The organism is Lutibacter sp., from assembly GCF_016342705.1.
Taxonomy (GTDB): Bacteria; Bacteroidota; Bacteroidia; order Flavobacteriales; family Flavobacteriaceae; genus Lutibacter.
In genome coordinates this window covers 36011-54475 of sequence record NZ_JAEINV010000012.1, presented here as the reverse complement: position 1 = coordinate 54475, position 18465 = coordinate 36011, and the positions used below count along the sequence as shown (strand labels likewise).

Genomic DNA, 18465 nt, shown 5'->3' with positions numbered 1-18465 from the left:
TTTTACACCTAAAAAAATGTTAAATATTTAAATTTATAAAAAGTGGACTTGTTTTTGTGCATAAAAAAGAAAAAAATCAGTTAATTTTACCATATAAACTTAAAGAAATGGACGATAATTTTTCACCAAAAGTTAAAGATGTGATTGCTTACAGCAAAGAAGAAGCCTTACGTTTAGGACATGATTTTATAGGCACTGAACATCTTATGTTAGGTATTTTAAGAAAAGGGGAAGGAAAAGCAATTGAAATATTAAATTATTTAGAAATAAATTTAGATCATTTAAGAAAAAAAATTGAAGGCTTAAGTCCTACAAACCCCACAAATGTATTTTCAAATGAAAAAAAGAATTTACATTTAACTAGACAAGCAGAAAAGGCCTTAAAAACTACGTTTTTAGAAGCTAAACTATATCAAAGTGAAGCTGTTAATACAGCTCATTTATTACTTTGTATTTTGCGTAATGAAAACGACCCAACAACAAAGCTTATGCATAATTTTGATGCATCATACGAAGATGTAAAAAACGTATTTAAACAACTGTTTTTAGATGAAGAAATTAATTTGCCTAAAGCAGAAAATTCTTCTGATGATGATTTTGATTCACCAAAGTCAAATCCCTTTGAGCAATCTAAACCTGGAGAAAAAGCTCCCTTAAAGAAGTCTAAAACACCTGTTTTAGATAATTTTGGACGCGATTTAACACGTTTAGCGGAAGAAGGGAAGTTAGACCCTGTTGTTGGAAGAAAAAAAGAAATAGAGCGCGTTTCTCAAATTTTAAGTAGACGAAAAAAGAACAACCCAATGCTAATTGGAGAACCTGGTGTTGGTAAATCTGCCATTGCTGAAGGATTGGCATTGCGTATTATTCAACGTAAAGTTTCCAGAATTCTTTTTAACAAGCGAATTGTATCGTTAGATTTAGCAAGTTTAGTTGCTGGCACAAAATACCGTGGACAGTTTGAAGAGCGTATGAAAGCGCTCATGAATGAACTTGAAAAAAATGATGATATTATTTTATTTATTGATGAAATTCATACCATTGTTGGTGCTGGTGGAGCTACAGGATCTTTAGATGCTTCAAATATGTTAAAACCAGCTTTAGCTAGAGGCGAAATTCAATGTATTGGTGCTACAACTTTAGATGAATTTAGAACTAATATTGAAAAAGACGGAGCCTTAGAAAGAAGATTTCAAAAAGTATTGGTAGAACCAACAAATATTGAAGAAACCATACAAATTTTAAATAATATTAAAGATAAATACGAAGATCACCATAATGTAACGTATACTGACGAGGCTATTGAAGCTTGTGTAAAATTAACAAGCAGATATATGACCGATCGTTTTTTACCAGACAAAGCTATTGATGCTTTAGATGAAAGTGGATCTAGAATTCATATTACAAATATTATTGTTCCAAAAGAAGTTTTAAATCTTGAAGCACAATTAGAAAAAATAAAAGAAGATAAAACTGCCGCTGTTAATGGTCAAAAATATGAAGAAGCTGCACGTTTACGTGACGATGAAAAACGTGTTGAAGGATTACTTCAAACAGAACAAATAAAATGGGAAGAAGCTTCTAAATTAAATCGTGAAATTGTAACAGAAGATAATGTTGCTGAGGTAGTTTCAATGATGACTGGAATTCCTGTAAATAGAGTTGCTGAAGCAGAAACTAAACGTTTAAATGAACTTCCAATTTTAATTAAAGGAAAAGTTATTGGACAAGATGAAGCTGTTTCTAAAGTTGTAAAAGCAATTCAACGAAATAGAGTTGGTTTAAAAGATCCTAATAAACCAATTGGTTCATTTATATTTTTAGGTCAAACTGGTGTTGGAAAAACCCAATTAGCCAAAGTTTTAGCTCGTGAATTATTCGATTCTGAAGAAGCGCTTGTTAGAATTGATATGAGTGAGTATATGGAGAAATTTGCCATTTCTCGCTTAATTGGAGCACCTCCAGGATATGTTGGTTATGAAGAAGGTGGTCAATTAACAGAAAAAATTAGACGTAAACCTTATGCTGTTGTATTATTAGATGAAATTGAAAAGGCACATCCAGATGTTTTTAATATGCTACTTCAAATTTTAGACGATGGACATATTACTGACAGTTTAGGAAGACGCATTGATTTTAGAAATACCATCATTATTATGACTTCCAATATTGGTTCTCGTCAATTAAAAGATTTTGGTGCAGGTGTTGGTTTTGGAACCGCTTCAAAAACTGCTCAAGCTGATGCAAATGCAAAAAGCGTTATTGAAAACGCACTTAAGAAATCTTTTGCTCCAGAGTTTTTAAATAGAATTGATGATGTAATTGTTTTCAACGCCTTAGAACGTGAAGATATTCATGCCATTATTGACATTGAGTTGGAAAAATTAGTAACTCGTATTGAAGGGCTAGGCTATAAATTAAATCTTTCTAAAGAGGCTAAAGATTATATTGCAGACAAAGGCTTTGATAAACAATATGGGGCAAGACCTTTAAAACGTGCTATTCAAAAATATATTGAAGATGCCTTAGCTGAAGAAATTGTAAACTCTTCACTAAAAGAAGGAGATTCCATAAATATGGATTTAGATACAGAAAAAAATGAACTTACTATTAAAATTAGTAAGGGAAAAGGTAAAAAAAAGGTTGAATAAAAAATCTTAAAACAATTTAAAAAGCTGATTGAAATTAAAAATTTTAGTCAGTTTTTTTTTGAAATTATTTAACTAGTATCCCCTTTAAAAACCCAAAACCATAACCACTAAACTGAATAAGTGTTGTTACAATACTTAAAAAAGCAACTTTAAAACTTTTGTTTTTAATTAAGGCGTCTACAAAAATAATCACAAAATATGCTGTGTAAAATCCTATAAAAAAATGTATTCCAACAATTGAGAATACTATAGACAATAAAAATCCAACAATAAAAACAGAAGGAAACCAATAAGTTATTTTTGCCGTTTCAGGATATTTTTTATTTAAAAAAGGTCGTCCGTTTCCAAAAGCAAATGTTTGTTTAAAAAACTGCCGAAAAGTACTTCTTCTCTTATGATAAACAAATGCTTCCTCAATAAACTGTGTTTCAAAGTTATGTTCCCAAAGTCTAAAAGTTAAATCAATATCCTCTCCTATTTTCATTTTGCTAAAACCTTTAGTTTCTCCAAAAGCTTTTTTGGAAATCCCTAAATTAAAACTGCGAGGTTGAAATTTATCAACTGACTTTTTACTTCCTCTAATTCCTCCGGTTGTAAAAAGGGAAGTCATACTATAATTTATAGCTTTTTGAATATTGGTAAAAGATTCGTGAGCAGCATCTGCACCACCGTAAGCATCTGTATATTTTTTAGTTAACGCATTTTCAATTGCATCCAAATAACGAGACGGAATAATACAATCTGAATCAAAAATTATAAAGTAATTTCCTGTTGCAAGCTGCATTCCATAATTTCTACTTGCTCCAGCACCCGTATTGTTTTTTAAAAAATATTGAATATTCAATTCACTGGAATATTTTTCAACAATTTCTTTTGAAATATTTTCTGAACCATCTTCAACCACTACAACTTCAAACTTTTTTGAATACGTTTGTTTGGTTAAACTTTGTAATAGTTCATCAATTTCTTGAGGACGATTATAAACGGGAATGATGATTGAAAAATGTAGTTCCACAACTATTTTTTTAAGAATTCAAATTTACTTTATTTTATATGAAACAAAAAAACTGTTTAAAAAGTAAATTTCAAACAGTTTTTTTAACTTGTAGACTAATATTACTATGCTTCCTCTAATTCTTCTGCAGCTTTTAAAATTTCAACTTGTGTTAATTTATATAATTCTAAATTTTCAATTTCAAAATTATCTATATAATCAAACTTTTCATTATTTTCAGAACTCACTAAATTCACATAAAGTTTTGCAGATTTACCAAACTTCTCATCACGCTGACTATTTAAAACCAGTAAATATCCCATAATAATATTTCCAGCCATTTCTACCAAACGTCTTGCATGAAAATCTAAATATTCAGTATTATTGGTTTCAATTACCTTTTTACTTACAGTTTCAAACTTAACAGTCATTTTTTGAAGTTTTTCTCTCGTTGGAGTTTTTTCTAAAACTTCACTATCATATTGTTTAATTTGGTCTAAAAAGACTTCCGTTGTTACACCTTTTATAGCTGCAACTGCTTGTAACTGTGTTGTTCCTTCATAAATTGAAGTAATTCTGGCATCTCTATAAATACGTTCAATAGGGAAATCTTTCATAAAACCAGTTCCTCCGTGTATTTGCAAAGAATCATATGCCATTCTATTACATGCCTCACTCGCAATTAATTTTATAAGTGGCGTAAAAACATTGGCTAATTTTGAATATCCTTTCATTTCAGCGCGCTCTTCACTTTCCAAACTTCTAGATGTTGAAACATCTTCATATACTTTAAAAACATCTACAAATCTCGTAGTTTCATATAATAAAGAACGAAGCGCATCTAATTTCACTTTCATATTAGTAAGCATTTCATAAACCGCAGGAAATTTTACAATGAACTTTCCAAACTGGGCTCTTTCTTCTGCATATTTTAAAGCTTCTCTATACGCTGCATCCGCAATTCCTACAGACTGAGCTCCTACTCCCAAACGAGCAGAATTCATTAAAGCCATTACGTATTTTATCAGTCCAAAACGCTCTTTTCCAACTAATTCAGCAGGCGCATTTTTAAATACCAACTCACATGTTGGAGAACCTTTAATTCCTAATTTTTTCTCTAAATGACGTACTTCAACTGCGTGGTCATTTCTATCATAAATAAACATAGATAATCCACGAGCATCGGTTGTATTTTCTTCTGAACGCGCTAAAACTAATGAAATATCAGCATCACCATTGGTAATAAAACGCTTCACTCCGTTTAAAATCCAAGTATTTTTTTCTTTATCAAAAGTTGCTTTTAATTTCACCGATTGCAAATCCGATCCTGCATCTGGCTCTGTTAAAACCATTGCAGCTGTGGCACCATCTCTATTAAAACGAGGCAAATACTTTTCTCGTTGTTCATCACTACCAAATTCATAAATGGTTTCGGCGCAATCCTGTAATCCCCAAATATTAGCAAAACCAGCATCTGCTCTTGCTACCATTTCAGCCGCCATTACATATGGCAATAACGGAAAATTTAGTCCACCATATTTTCTGGGCAACGACATTCCTATTAAGCCTGCATCGTATAATGCTTTATAATCTGCAGTAGTTCCTTTAGCATAAATAACTTCATTATTTTCAATATGAGGTCCTTCAATATCTACCCCTTCGGCATTCACTGAAATAGTATCTGCACAAATTTCACCAACAATTTCTAGTATTTTTTCATACGTATCAATTGCATCTTCGTGATTTAAAGGTGCGTAATCATAAATTTCAGATTCTTCAAAATTGCGCTCTTTTAATTTCACAATTTTTTTTACTATTGGATGATCTAAATGAAATTTAAAATCAGGTGTATCATTAAAAAAATTATCCATTTTCTATATATTTTATATTCTAAAAAATTATCTAAAAAATCTCGTCAACCCAAATTTAATTTAAGTTCTCTATAAAATTGGTAAAGTAATTATAAGATTCTGAAACAATTTCAGAATGACGTTCCTTAAATTTTTCCTTAACTTTTGTTATTATTTTATTTTGCGTTTTGCTTGTAATATTTGATCATTTTAGGAACAACAACTCCTATATCTCCGTTAATTACATAATCTGCTATTTTATTTATTGGTGCTTCGGGATCATTATTTATTGAAATAATCATAGAAGCATCTTGCATTCCGGCTGTATGTTGAATTGCGCCTGAAATACCCGCAGCAATGTATAATTTTGGACGAACAGTTGTACCCGTTTGACCAATTTGACGATTATGTTCAATAAAACCTGCATCAACAGCTGCTCTAGAGCCTCCAACTTCTCCGCCTAATAATTGCGCAAGCTCTACCAACAAATCAAAGTTTTCTCTTGAGCCCACACCATAACCACCAGCAACAATAATTGGTGCATCTTTTAAATTTACACCAGATTCTTTTATTTGTCGGTCAATTATTTTTACAACAAAATCTTCTTCTTTTAATACGGCATTTACATCAACCTCAACAATTTCTGTGGCATAATGTTCATCAAAAATTTCTTTTTTCATAACACCTTCGCGCACTGTTGCCATTTGCGGATGCATATCCCAATTTATAATATTTGCCATAATACTTCCACCAAAAGCTGGACGAATGGCATACAATAAATCTTTATATTCTTTTTTCTCTTTTTTAACAAAATGATCACCAATATCTAAAATTGTACAATCTGCAGTTAAACCGCAATTTAATACTGAAGCCAATCTTGGTGCTAAATCTCTACCAACCGAAGTTGCTCCAAACAATACTATTTGAGGATCCTCTTCTTTCAATATTTTTGAAGCCAATGCTGCGTGAGGAAGTGTTCTATAAGGTTCTAACCTCATACTATTTCCAACAAATAATCTATCTACACCAAAAGGAGCTATTTGATTTTCAATGCCATTTAAACTTGATCCAAAAATCATTGCTTCTAGCGGGCAGCCCAATTTTTGAGCTAAACGTTTCCCAGCTGATAATAATTCTTGACTTATATCTGCGACTTTTTGATTTTCAACTTCGCAATATACCATTACACTTTTCATACTTTATATTTTAAAATTTATACAAATTACCCAATGGTATGATGTTCAATTAATTCTTTTATCATCATTTCAATATCAGCATCAGAATCACTTAGTAATTTTGCTTCATTTGCTGTTAAAACAATATTTTCTACACTTTTTACTTTTGTTGGAGAACCTGAAAGTCCAATTTTTTCAACATCGGCATTTATATCTTCAACATTCCATTCTGGAATAGTTAAATGTGGTCTTTTAGTGTGTAAATCAATCATAAATTCATCCGCAGATCTTAATTCTGTAGCAGATCTTGCGTATTTATATTTCATGACCCTTTTTGCATGTCTAGATCTACAAGCAGGTGAAGATCCGTGAACCGTCATTAAACAAGGAAAAGGTGCTGAAACAACTTCAATCCCTTTTTCTAATCTTCTTCTGGCTATAATTTCATTTTCTTTAATTTCTAAAATTTCTTCAACATATGTAACTTGTGGAAGATTTAATTTATCAGCACATTGTGGACCAACTTGTGCTGTATCACCATCAATTGCTTGTCTACCTCCAACAATTAAATCGAAAGGAGCTAATTTTTCAATTCCTTTAGCCAAGGTGTAACTTGTTGCTAAGGTATCTGCTCCTCCAAATCTTCTATCGGAAATCATAACACCAAAATCTACGCCTCTATAATAACCTTCTCTAATAATATCAGCTGCTTTTGGCGGACCCATTGTTAAAATGGTAATTTCCGTTCCTGGAATTCTATCTTTTATATCTAAAGCAAGCTCTAAGGCGTGTAAATCATCTGGATTAAAAACCGTTGAAAGCTTACCTCTATTAACAGTTCCGTCAGGCTTCATAGCATCCGGACCTACATTTCTCGTGTCTGGAACTTGCTTGGCGAGAACTACAATTTTAAGTGGTCTCATATTTAAATATTTGGTTGTTTTAGTATTAAGCATATAAATTTATAGGAATTTATTCACGCAAACCATGATAATACTCATACTTCTAAAATTAGAAGTAAAAAAAACACATAAAAAAAAAGCGAAGATTATATAATCTTCGCTTTTTTAAAATATTTAAAGTATTAACTACTATTTTTTAGCTATCTTTTTTGGATCTTCAACTACTTCTTCTGGTTTGTAATCTTTCATAAAATCTTCCATAATTGCAGTACTTACCCCCATATTAGAGAATCCACCATCATGAAATAAGTTTTGAAGTGTTACTTTTTTAGTTAAATCTGAGAATAAACTAATAGTATAATCTGCACATTCTAAAGCTGTTGCATTTCCGAGTGGTGACATTTTTTCTGCATAAGCAATAAATCCATCAAAACCTTTTACTCCACTTCCTGCTGTAGTTGGTGTTGGCGATTGAGAAATTGTATTTACTCTTACTTTTTTATCACGACCGAAGAAATATCCAAAACTACGAGCAACAGATTCTAAATATGCTTTATTGTCTGCCATATCATTATAATCTGGAAATACTCTTTGGGCTGCCATATAAGATAAAGCAACAATACTTCCCCACTCATTCATAGCATCTTTTTTGTATAAAACACTCATAACTCTGTGAAAAGATAATGCAGAAACATCAAACCCAGTTTTGGTGAAATTATAATCTTGTAATGTATAATGATTTCCTCTACGAACATTTACAGACATTCCAATTGAATGTAATACAAAATCAATTTTTCCGCCTAAAATTTTCATTGCTCCATCCACCAAATCTTCCAAATCCATAATTGAAGTTGCATCTGCTGGAATTATTTCTGAACCAGTTTTTTCAGCTAATTCAGTTATTGTACCAAGTCTCATTGCAACTGGTGCATTTGTTAAAACAAATTTCGCCCCTTCTTCATGCGCTCTTTCAGCAACTTTCCAGGCAATTGATTTTGAATCTAATGCTCCAAAAATAATCCCTTTTTTTCCTTTCAGTAAATTATACATAATTGTATTTGTTTTGATTTATTTTTAATTTAGTCTGCAAATATACTAATTTCTTAATTTAAAAGTTGTTTTGCATGTTCAATAGCCGTTGAAGTAATGTTTTTACCTCCTAACATTTCGGCAATCTCATCAACTCGCTCGTTTTTAGATAACTCTTTTAATTGAGTAACTATATTATTATTAATATCTTCTTTGTAAACTTTATAGTGTTGCTTTCCTTTAGCTGCAATTTGAGGTAAATGTGTTATTGTAATTACCTGCATATTGTTGCTCATTTGCTGCATTATTTCCGCCATTTTTTGTGAAACATCCCCAGATACTCCCGTATCAATTTCATCAAAAATAATAGTTGGTAACTTTAAGTATTCCGATAAAATAGATTTTACAATTAACATAATTCTAGACATTTCTCCTCCTGAAGCTACTTTTTTTAATTCTCCAAAATTAGCACCCTTATTAGCCGAAATTAATAGTTGTAATTCATCTTTCCCATTTTGATAGTAATGTTTACTGTGATTAATTTTTATGGAGAAACGGGTGTTTTCCATTCCCAAATTAGCTAAAGCCGTCTCTAATTTTTTAATTAAAACTGGAATTGCTTTTTGTCGTTCTAAAAATATTGTTTTTGCTAAAATATCAATTTTTTCAGCTACTTCTTTTACTTCTTTCTCTTTTGCTTTTATTGCTGCAGATGAATTTTCTACAGCGTCCACTTTTACAGAAAGTTCCTCTTCAATATCTAATAGTTCAGAAATTGACTTAACGCTGTGCTTTTTCTGAAGATTGTAAATAAGTTGCAATCTATCATTTAATTTTTCTAATTCAGAAGCATCAAAATCTACATTTTCATTTAAATTTTCTATTTCTGAGGCAACATCTTCAAATTCTATTTTTACAGCCAACATCCGATCGTACAATTCTTTATACTCAGATGAATAATTAGCTATTCTATTTAAATTCTGCGTAAAAGCAACCAATAAAGCTTGCACTCCAACCTCTTCATTTGATGCAATTGCTTGTGCTTCAGAAAGATTTAATTTAATTTCTTCAATATTATTTAATTTGTCTAAAGATTGTTCAATTTCTTCTTGTTCATCCACAATAAACTTTGCTAAATTTAGTTCTTTATAAAGGTGTAAATTATATTCGTATTGCTCTTTTGCTACTTCTTGATCTTTTTTAATTTTATTTAATTCTTTATTCAATTTATTAAATAAAATTAAACCTCTTTTATACGATTCAATTTTTGCGGAATTATTTGCTAAAGCATCAATAATATGAAATTGAAAATTTACATCTGCCAATTCTAATGTTTGATGTTGAGAATGCACATCAATAAGCAATTCACTTAAAGCTAGTAAGAGTTGTAAGGTTGTAGGTGTATCATTTATAAAAGCTCTGGATTTACCATTTGGTAAAATTTCTCTTCGAATAATGGTTTCCTTTTCAAAATCAATATCATTTTCTTTAAAAAAAGGTTCTAACTTATAATTTCCTATTGAAAATTGGGCTTCAATGACACATTTGATAGTTGTATCTTTAAGTGTTGTGGAATCGGCTCTTTTCCCTAAAACCAAGCTTAATGCACCTAACAAAATAGATTTACCAGCGCCCGTTTCACCAGTTATAATTGATAAATTATCTTTAAAATTAACTGAAAGATTTTCAATTAAGGCGTAATTTTTTATAGAAAGATTTGAAAGCACTTGTATTTAAAATTTTAAGCAATTTACTTAATTTCACTCCACTTCGCAGCATTTATAGGCGAAATTTTCATGAGGTTTTCTTTTAATTTATACGTATCATATTTTGGGCCTTCAGAAAAAATATTTACAATTTCATCAGATTTAGAATCCATAAAGATTCTTAACAAAAAGGCATTTGGTCTTGAGTCATAAATAGATTTTAACATTGAAATTGTTTCTCCAATATTCTCTTTTGAATTTTTGGTTTCAGTACTCAAAATATCCAAACCATTTCTATGATATTGATACATAACAGATTTAAACATGCTATATGTAGGAGAAATTATATTATCAATTAACGTAAATCTTGTTTTAGATCCATCATTCTGATTCCAGCCTGCATAACCACTTTGTTGAGCCTGAACAAGTACATTTTGTGCCATTGTAAAATAAGTTGCCCCTCCGTTTAACATAAAAGTATCTGCATCCATTCCTAACATGATATATGAATAAAACGTAACTATAGATACTAAATTTGATTCAAATGAATTTTGATTAAACTGCAAGGGTTCAAACTCTGTATATTGAAAAGAAAAATTATCATCTTTAAAATTAAAAACTGGCGTAAGATATGAAGTATTATAAACGGGTCTTGATGATTGAATTTGGATATGGCCTCTAAATTCACTTCCAGTTTGTTCTAGAATAGTGAGTGTTAAATTACAATTTATTCTTTCTTGAAGCTTATAACTAAATTTTGTCCAGCGCTTTTGATTTACAAATTCATTTAAAGAATTTTCTAAGGTTTTAAATATTTGTTTATTAGAACCTGGAATTTTGTCAGCATTAACAGTTATTGTACAATTTAATTCTTGCGCACTTAATTGTATTACCGAAAAAAAAATAAGAATAATTTTAAAAACTTTAAACATACTTGTTTTTTAAAATTTCATTAAAAATATCTTTAGCAACTTCAGCCTTAGATTTTAAACTAAATTCCGAAATATTTTCGAATTTATCAATAATTGTTACTTTATTAGTTTCTTTCTGAAAACCAGCACCTTTATCATTTAACGAATTTAAAACAATTAAATCTAAATTCTTTTTTGTTAATTTAATTTTAGCATTTTCAATTTCATTTTCAGTTTCCAATGCAAAACCTACTAAAATCTGCTGTTTTTTATTTTTACCTAATGATGATAAAATATCATGGGTTTTCACCAATTCTATTGAAATAGTATCGGTTGATTTTTTTATTTTATTTTCTGCTACAACACAAGGTTTATAATCTGCTACCGCTGCTGAACATATAGTAATATTAGAAGTTTCATAATATTTATAAACTTCATTATACATATCTTCTGCACTCACAATATTAATTCTATGAATTAAATTATTGGAAACTTTCTCGTTAGATGGCCCAGTAATTAAATAAACTTCTGCACCTAAGTTTGCCGCAGTTTTTGCCAGTTCAAAACCCATTTTACCTGATGAATGATTTCCTATAAAACGAACGGGATCAATAGCCTCGTATGTTGGACCAGCAGTAATTAATACTTTCTTTCCAAAAAGTGGCAAACCTTTTATACAATTTTTCACTATAAAGGAAACTATATTTTCTGGCTCTTCCATTCTACCTTCACCCTCTAAACCACTTGCTAAAAAGCCAGTAGATGGTGGAATAAAAACATTTCCAAAGCTCTGTAATTTTTCTATACTTTGCTTTGTTGTTGGATGTTTATACATATCCAAATCCATTGCTGGAGCAAAATAAACAGTGCTTTTTGCCGATAAATAGGTTGCTAATAACAAATTGTCACAAACACCATTTGCCATTTTAGACAATGTATTTGCTGTAGCTGGAGCTATAACCATTAAATCTGCCCACAAACCTAAATCTACATGACTATTCCATTCTTCAGTTTCATTTTCTCCTTTTTCAAAAAAAGTTGAATAAACTGGATTTTGGGAAAGTGTTGCTAATGTTAACGGTGTAACAAAATCTTTAGAAGCAGGTGTCATAACTACTTTAACGTTTGCACCTGCTTTTATAAAAAGTCGAACTAAATGGGCAGTTTTATAAGCAGCAATACCGGCTGTAACACCTAATAGTATATTTTTACCGCTTAAAACTGACATCTATTTTTGAGTTTCTTCTGGGTTTCTGTGATATATTTTACCATCTAACCATTCTTGCACAGCAATTGCGGTAGATTTTGGTAATTTTTCATAATATTTTGAAACTTCAATTTGTTCTTTATTTTCAAAAACCTCATCTAAACTATCAGTATATGTGGCAAACTCTTCTAATTTTTCAATTAGTTCATTCTTTAAATCACTGCTAATTTGATCTGCTCTTTTAGCTATAATTGTAATAGCTTCATAAATATTATCTGTTGGAGCTTCTATCTTATTTTTATCATAAGTAATAGTAGAAGTTGGTGCCTTTGTGTTTTTATATTCCATTAGTTTGAGTTTTAATAACTGGTAAAGAGCTTAACTCTTCATTTATATTTATTACTAATTTTTCAGTTTCTTTTAAACGTTCAGAATCTGGAAAATTTCTTTTGAATTTTTCATGTGCTTTAATAGCATCATTTAATCTAGATTCTTTCTTTAAAATATAGCTATTTATTGCTAATTCATAAGAGGCTTTAAATTTTAAATATAAAGCTTCTTCTTTATATGAAGTTCCTAAATAATCTGCTAATAAATTATCAAACGCCGCAATTGCTGAAATATAATCTTCTGTATGATAATATTGCTTTGCAATTTCAAAAGATTTCTTTTCTAATTTATGTGTTAGCTCTTTAATATTTTTATTTGCATCAGCTGTATGTTCAGATTCTGGAAACTTATAAATAAAATTTTGCAAAGCGTTTAAAGCTTCTTGAGTATCCTTTTGATCTAAACTATATACTGGAGAAGCTAAATAATAACTATGTGCAGATAAATATGCAGCTTCTTCTAATTTAGAACTTTTTGGATAATTTTTCACAAACTTATCAAAATAATATGCTGCTAAGCTATATTGCTTGGTATTATAATGTGCTTGCGCAACCATATATTGTATACGTTCCATTTGAGGTTTCCCTCTATAGCTAGGTGTAATTTTCTCAAATAATTGAATTGCTTTATTATACTTTTGAGATTCATACAAATCTGTAGCCATTTTATATTGGTCTTCTACAGTACCTTTATTCAATACTTTCTGATATTCACTACAAGATGAAAAACCTATAGCGACTAATAAAATGAAAATGAAAATTTTATTTTTTTGCATTTGGCAAAATTAGTTATTTAATATGGATTATTAAAATGATTTTTTTTACATCAATAATTCACAAAAATAACTCGCTTTTACAATATAAACGGGTTAACAATCTTAATTGTTTGTTAATTGTTAAACTCCTGGAGCTACTGAACTAACAACAGTTAATTGTTTAATATCATTGTCAAACAAATATAAACCTCCTTTATCATCACCAATTAAATTAATTTTATCTAAAATTGTTCTAGCTTGAGCTTCTTCTTCAATTTGTTCTGCAACATACCATTGTAAAAAGTTATGTGTAGCGTAATCTTTCTCTTCTAAAGAAATATGAACCAGCTCATTAATACTTTGAGAAACAAAAACTTCGTGTTTAAATAACGTTTCAAACATTTCTTTAATTGACCCGTATTGATCTGCCGGTTTATTTAATTCAGAAACTTCTGCTTTTCCGCCACGTTCGTTTACATACTTAAACATTTTTAACATATGCATACGCTCTTCATCTGATTGCCCATACATAAATTGAGCAATTCCTTCTAATCCTTTCACTTCAGACCAAGAAGCCATTGCTAAATATATTTGTGAAGATTCAGCTTCTATTCTAATTTGATCGTTTAAGGCTTTTTGCATTCTTTCTGATAACATAATTCTATATTTTTAAGTATTTAAATTTCGTGTAAAATTAATTAATAATTTGCTACAAAGTTATTAATTTTTTGTTGCGAAGCCTCAGATGCTTCAACTAAAGGTAAACGAACATCCGTTGAACAAATATTAATGGCATTTAAAAGCGCTTTTATTCCTGAAGGATTACATTCTTCAAAAATATAATCAATACTATCCATTACTTTGTAATGCAACTCATTAGCTTTTTTAACATTCCCTTTTAATCCTTCTTGAATCATTTCGGAAAAATCTTTAGGTAAGCCTTGTGCAATTACCGAAATTACACCGGATCCACCTGCTAATGTCATTGGCAAGGCAATCATATCATCGCCAGAAATAACCATAAAATTTGTTGGTTTATGCTGTAAAATACGCATTGCTTGAACCAAATCTCCTGCTGCTTCTTTAACGGCAACTATATTTTTAAAATCGTTTGCCAATCTTAAAACTGTTTTAGGTTCAAAATTACGGCCAGTTCTTCCTGGAACATTATACACTATTATTGGTAGTGGGCTAGCTTCTGAAATTGCTTTAAAATGCTGATAAATACCTTCTTGACTTGGCTTATTGTAATACGGAGAAACAGATAAAATTGCACAAAAAGCTGATAAATCTGTGGATTTTATATCATTTACTACATTCATTGTATTATTTCCTCCAATTCCAATTACCAATGGCAATCTTCCTTTATTGGTCTCAATAATTGTTTTTTTAACTTGCTCTTTTTCTTCAACAGTTAATGTTGCAGGTTCACCAGTTGTGCCTAAAACTACTAAATAGTTTACGCCATTATCTATTTGAAAGTTTACCAACCGTTTTAATCCTTCAAAATCTACTGATTTATCTTTATTAAATGGCGTTACCAACGCTACCCCAGTTCCTAATAATTCCTTCATTCTATTTTTTTTAAAATCTTTAAATATTTGATTAACTCTGTATGAAATAAACTTATTTCTGTTGGATCACATTTTACAATAAAATCATATAGTTTTTTATTTAAATGACCAAAACCAACTCTAAAAGCCACTTTGCAGTGCAAAATTAATAGGTTGACATATACATTTTCAACTTTACTATAATTTATTAACAAATCGTAGTTTTTTGTTAAAATATTTTTCAATTTTTCTGAAGGCACTTTGCCATTCCAACCAAAATCTTTTGGAGTAATGATAGCTAAATTACGCTGTTCCTTTTTTATTTTTTGCTGAAAAATAATACAATCAATTTTATCAACTGATAGCTTTAAAATTTCAACTAATACATTTTCAACCGCATCCTTTTCAATTTGGCTATTAACAATTATTAATGCATTTTTAATATTTCCATTTGAAACCAAACTTGATTTTTCAAGAAGTTCTTGCCAATTTTTATTAAAAAAAATTTGATTGCTTTTTCGTTTAAATCCTGTAAAAATCATTTATATTTACGATTGATTGACAAAATTAATTAAAATCATTAGTATTTCAACAATGAAAAAATTTATTATTCACATTTTTATAATTTCACTCCTTGTAAGTTGTAAAAGTGACCCGCCATTTTTAACTAAAATTGAAGGAAAACAACTTCCTATAACTGAAGGAATTAAACCTAAAGTAGAAATTGAGAATTTTATTAAACCTTTTAAAGAAAGTGTTGATAAGGAAATGAATACAGTACTAAGTTATACACCGCATAATTTGGTTAGAACTGATGGTGTATTGGAAAGTTCTTTAGGAAATTTAATGGCTGATTTATGTTATGAGAAAGGAAATCCCATTTTTAATAGTAGAACTGGAAAAAATATTGATTTTGCACTTTTTAACTATGGTGGAATAAGAGCTGGTATTACACAAGGAAACATTACAACTCAAAACGCATTTAACTTAATGCCTTTTGAAAACAGTTTAGTAGTTCTTGAATTATCTCCAAAAAAAGTTGAAGAATTAGTACACTATTTGGTTACAGAAGAAAAAGCGCACCCACTATCTAAACAATTTAATTTAGTAATTACAAAAAGTGGTTACAATTTAAAAATCAACAACAAACCGTTAGATAAAAATAAAACCTATTTTGTACTTACTTCAGATTATTTACAAACAGGTGGAGATAATATGATTTTTTTCAAAAATTCTATCAGCAGTTATAATTTAGATTATAAAATTAGAAATACTATTATAGATTATTTTAAAGAAAACGACACTATTAAAGTTGCATTAGACGGCCGATTTTTGAAAGAAAAATAGCATTATGAAAAGAAGAAATTTTATTAAGAAAACATCAACTGCAACGGCGCTATTAACTTTAGGTGGTTTACCATTACAGTCGTTTGCTTCATCAGATAAAAAGCACATTACCATTTTACATACTAACGATGTGCATAGCCATATAGAACCTTTTGAAAGTTCACATTATAAATATCCAAACCTTGGAGGAGTTGCCAGAAGAGCCACGTTAATTGATGGAATTAGGAAAGAAAATCCACATACATTATTATTAGATGCTGGAGATATTTTTCAAGGAACACCTTTTTTTAACTTTTATGGTGGCGAATTAGAATTTAAGCTAATGAGTATGCTGAAATATGATGCGGCAACCATAGGAAATCACGATTTTGATAATGGAATTGACGGCTTATATGCGCAACTTCCACATGCAAAATTCGATTTCTTATCTGCTAATTACGATTTTAAAAATACCGTGTTAGACTCGCATGTAAAACCTTATAAAGTATTTGTAAAAAATGAAATTAAAATAGGTGTTTTTGGTTTAGGAATAAAATTAGAAGGATTGGTTGATCCAAGAATGTATAAAGAAACTATTTATAACAATCCTGTTGAAGTTGCTCGTGAAATGAGTAGAATTTTAAATGAAGAAGAAAACTGTGATTTAGTTATTTGTTTATCGCATTTAGGCTATCATTACAAAAAAGAAGAAAATAAAATTAGCGATTTAGAATTAGCAGCAAAAACAAAAGATATTGATTTAATTATTGGTGGACATACGCATACTTTTTTACCAAAACCGACAGTGACTAAAAATATTGTAGGAGAAAATGTACTAGTGAATCAAGTTGGCTGTTATGGCTTAAATTTAGGAAGAATCGATTTTTATTTTGATACCGACAAAAATTTAGAAAGTAAAGGAAAAAGTATAATTGTATAAATATAACCAGAAAGAATGCGCATAGAAACCGATTTAAAATTAGGATTTAAAGATGTAATGATTCGTCCAAAACGATCAACTTTAAGTTCAAGATCACAAGTATCATTAGATAGAACTTTTACTTTTTTACACAGCAATCATAAATGGACAGGCGTTCCAATTATGGCAGCAAATATGGATACCGTTGGTACTTTTGAAATGGCTACAGCATTAGCAAACCATAAATTATTTACCGCTATTCACAAACATTATTCATTAAAAGAATGGAATACTTTTATGGCTTCAGCCCCAAAAGAAATTTCAGATTATATTGCAGTTAGTACAGGAACTAGCGCTGCAGATTCTAAAAAAATAGCAGGAATTTTTACCCAAAACCCACAATTAAAATTTATTTGTATTGATGTTGCAAATGGCTATTCTGAACATTTTGTAAACTTTGTAAAACAAACAAGAGAACAATATCCAGATAAAGTTATTTTAGCAGGAAATGTGGTGACTGGAGAAATGGTTGAAGAATTATTATTAGCGGGTGCAGATATTATAAAAGTAGGAATTGGGCCAGGTTCCGTTTGTACAACACGTGTTAAAACCGGTGTTGGTTATCCACAACTTTCAGCAATTATTGAATGTGCAGATGCTGCTCACGGATTAGGTGGGCAAATAGTTTCTGATGGTGGTTGCAAAGTTCCTGGTGATATTGCAAAAGCATTTGGTGGTGGTGCCGATTTTGTTATGCTAGGCGGAATGTTAGCCGGACATACAGAAAGCGGTGGAAAAACTATTGAGATTAATGGCGAAAAATTTAAACAATTTTACGGAATGAGCTCAGAAACAGCCATGAACAAACACGTTGGTGGCGTTGCCGAATATAGAGCTTCCGAAGGAAAAACAGTTGAAATTCCATTTAGAGGTTCTGTAGAAAATTCTTTACAAGATATTTTAGGAGGACTTCGATCGACCTGTACTTATGTTGGTGCAAATAGGTTAAAAGAACTCACCAAAAGAACTACTTTTATTAGAGTTCAAGAACAACATAATGAAGTTTTTTCAAAATAACTTCAATTTAAAACTGTAATA

At 30.1% G+C, this 18465-nt stretch carries 17 protein-coding genes; 4 read left to right on the top strand and 13 right to left on the bottom strand.

The genetic code is table 11. The annotated features are described in order from the left end of the window. Positions 1-107 precede the first annotated feature (107 nt). A complete protein-coding gene (locus tag JEY78_RS11820) occupies positions 108-2651 on the top strand; it encodes an ATP-dependent Clp protease ATP-binding subunit (protein WP_291851558.1) in 2544 nt (847 codons plus the stop codon). Between the two features lie 64 nt (positions 2652-2715). On the opposite strand, the gene JEY78_RS11815 is transcribed toward JEY78_RS11820, so the two are convergent. The 13 genes from JEY78_RS11815 to JEY78_RS11755 all read right to left on the bottom strand — a co-directional run bounded on the left by JEY78_RS11815 (position 2716) and on the right by JEY78_RS11755 (position 15664). Next, entirely contained in the window at positions 2716-3666 is a 951-nt protein-coding gene (locus tag JEY78_RS11815; RefSeq protein ID WP_291851446.1) for a glycosyltransferase, read from the bottom strand. 104 nt (positions 3667-3770) lie between these two features. Next, positions 3771-5516: an acyl-CoA dehydrogenase family protein gene (locus JEY78_RS11810; RefSeq protein WP_291851444.1), complete on the bottom strand. Its 1746-nt coding sequence runs from the start codon at positions 5514-5516 to the stop codon at positions 3771-3773. A gap of 155 nt (positions 5517-5671) precedes the next feature. Beyond that, a complete protein-coding gene (locus JEY78_RS11805) occupies positions 5672-6691 on the bottom strand; it encodes an electron transfer flavoprotein subunit alpha/FixB family protein (protein WP_291851439.1) in 1020 nt (339 codons plus the stop codon). Between the two features lie 26 nt (positions 6692-6717). Then, positions 6718-7593: an electron transfer flavoprotein subunit beta/FixA family protein gene (locus JEY78_RS11800; protein ID WP_291851436.1), complete on the bottom strand. Its 876-nt coding sequence runs from the start codon at positions 7591-7593 to the stop codon at positions 6718-6720. Positions 7594-7761: 168 nt separating this feature from the next. Then, the gene (locus JEY78_RS11795) at positions 7762-8625 is read right to left on the bottom strand and encodes an SDR family oxidoreductase (RefSeq protein WP_291851555.1); all 864 of its coding nucleotides are present in this window, start codon (positions 8623-8625) and stop codon (positions 7762-7764) included. Between the two features lie 50 nt (positions 8626-8675). Continuing rightward, entirely contained in the window at positions 8676-10328 is a 1653-nt protein-coding gene (gene recN, locus JEY78_RS11790; RefSeq protein ID WP_291851433.1) for a DNA repair protein RecN, read from the bottom strand. Positions 10329-10351: 23 nt separating this feature from the next. After that, the gene (locus tag JEY78_RS11785) at positions 10352-11239 is read right to left on the bottom strand and encodes a DUF4835 family protein (RefSeq protein WP_291851430.1); all 888 of its coding nucleotides are present in this window, start codon (positions 11237-11239) and stop codon (positions 10352-10354) included. Beyond that, a complete protein-coding gene (coaBC, locus tag JEY78_RS11780) occupies positions 11232-12446 on the bottom strand; it encodes a bifunctional phosphopantothenoylcysteine decarboxylase/phosphopantothenate--cysteine ligase CoaBC (protein ID WP_291851427.1) in 1215 nt (404 codons plus the stop codon). The genes JEY78_RS11785 and coaBC overlap by 8 nt, the downstream gene beginning before the upstream one ends. Beyond that, positions 12447-12773 carry a DNA-directed RNA polymerase subunit omega gene (locus JEY78_RS11775; protein WP_291851424.1) on the bottom strand — a complete coding sequence of 109 codons (327 nt, stop codon included), beginning with the start codon at positions 12771-12773 and terminating at the stop codon, positions 12447-12449. Further along, the gene (locus JEY78_RS11770; RefSeq protein WP_291851421.1) at positions 12763-13590 is read right to left on the bottom strand and encodes an outer membrane protein assembly factor BamD; all 828 of its coding nucleotides are present in this window, start codon (positions 13588-13590) and stop codon (positions 12763-12765) included. Before JEY78_RS11770 ends, JEY78_RS11775 begins: the two co-directional genes overlap by 11 nt. A 120-nt stretch (positions 13591-13710) precedes the next feature. Further along, the gene (locus JEY78_RS11765) at positions 13711-14226 is read right to left on the bottom strand and encodes a ferritin (RefSeq protein WP_291851418.1); all 516 of its coding nucleotides are present in this window, start codon (positions 14224-14226) and stop codon (positions 13711-13713) included. 41 nt (positions 14227-14267) lie between these two features. Then, the gene (gene dapA, locus JEY78_RS11760; protein WP_291851415.1) at positions 14268-15143 is read right to left on the bottom strand and encodes a 4-hydroxy-tetrahydrodipicolinate synthase; all 876 of its coding nucleotides are present in this window, start codon (positions 15141-15143) and stop codon (positions 14268-14270) included. Further along, entirely contained in the window at positions 15140-15664 is a 525-nt protein-coding gene (locus JEY78_RS11755; RefSeq protein WP_291851412.1) for a hypothetical protein, read from the bottom strand. Before JEY78_RS11755 ends, dapA begins: the two co-directional genes overlap by 4 nt. Before the next feature lie 52 nt (positions 15665-15716). On the opposite strand from JEY78_RS11755, the gene JEY78_RS11750 reads away from it, so the two are divergent. From JEY78_RS11750 to JEY78_RS11740, 3 genes are read left to right on the top strand one after another with little or no spacing between them, the layout of a single operon-like run. Beyond that, positions 15717-16469, top strand: a complete 753-nt coding sequence (locus JEY78_RS11750; protein ID WP_291851409.1) for a 5'-nucleotidase C-terminal domain-containing protein — start codon at positions 15717-15719, stop codon at positions 16467-16469. Between the two features lie 4 nt (positions 16470-16473). Continuing rightward, the gene (locus JEY78_RS11745) at positions 16474-17388 is read left to right on the top strand and encodes a bifunctional UDP-sugar hydrolase/5'-nucleotidase (protein ID WP_291851406.1); all 915 of its coding nucleotides are present in this window, start codon (positions 16474-16476) and stop codon (positions 17386-17388) included. A gap of 15 nt (positions 17389-17403) precedes the next feature. Beyond that, positions 17404-18444: a GMP reductase gene (locus tag JEY78_RS11740; protein ID WP_291851404.1), complete on the top strand. Its 1041-nt coding sequence runs from the start codon at positions 17404-17406 to the stop codon at positions 18442-18444. Positions 18445-18465: the final 21 nt, after the last annotated feature.

Bases quoted from the DNA above. Each gene is read 5' to 3' on its own strand.
- JEY78_RS11820 (WP_291851558.1), top strand. From the start codon at position 108: ATGGACGATAATTTTTCACCAAAAGTTAAAGATGTGATTGCTTACAGC.
- JEY78_RS11810 (WP_291851444.1), bottom strand. From the start codon at position 5,516: ATGGATAATTTTTTTAATGATACACCTGATTTTAAATTTCATTTAGAT.
- JEY78_RS11805 (WP_291851439.1), bottom strand. From the start codon at position 6,691: ATGAAAAGTGTAATGGTATATTGCGAAGTTGAAAATCAAAAAGTCGCA.
- JEY78_RS11800 (WP_291851436.1), bottom strand. From the start codon at position 7,593: ATGAGACCACTTAAAATTGTAGTTCTCGCCAAGCAAGTTCCAGACACG.
- JEY78_RS11785 (WP_291851430.1), bottom strand. From the start codon at position 11,239: ATGTTTAAAGTTTTTAAAATTATTCTTATTTTTTTTTCGGTAATACAA.
- coaBC (WP_291851427.1), bottom strand. From the start codon at position 12,446: ATGTCAGTTTTAAGCGGTAAAAATATACTATTAGGTGTTACAGCCGGT.
- JEY78_RS11775 (WP_291851424.1), bottom strand. From the start codon at position 12,773: ATGGAATATAAAAACACAAAGGCACCAACTTCTACTATTACTTATGAT.
- JEY78_RS11770 (WP_291851421.1), bottom strand. From the start codon at position 13,590: ATGCAAAAAAATAAAATTTTCATTTTCATTTTATTAGTCGCTATAGGT.
- JEY78_RS11765 (WP_291851418.1), bottom strand. From the start codon at position 14,226: ATGTTATCAGAAAGAATGCAAAAAGCCTTAAACGATCAAATTAGAATA.
- dapA (WP_291851415.1), bottom strand. From the start codon at position 15,143: ATGAAGGAATTATTAGGAACTGGGGTAGCGTTGGTAACGCCATTTAAT.
- JEY78_RS11755 (WP_291851412.1), bottom strand. From the start codon at position 15,664: ATGATTTTTACAGGATTTAAACGAAAAAGCAATCAAATTTTTTTTAAT.
- JEY78_RS11750 (WP_291851409.1), top strand. From the start codon at position 15,717: ATGAAAAAATTTATTATTCACATTTTTATAATTTCACTCCTTGTAAGT.
- JEY78_RS11745 (WP_291851406.1), top strand. From the start codon at position 16,474: ATGAAAAGAAGAAATTTTATTAAGAAAACATCAACTGCAACGGCGCTA.
- JEY78_RS11740 (WP_291851404.1), top strand. From the start codon at position 17,404: ATGCGCATAGAAACCGATTTAAAATTAGGATTTAAAGATGTAATGATT.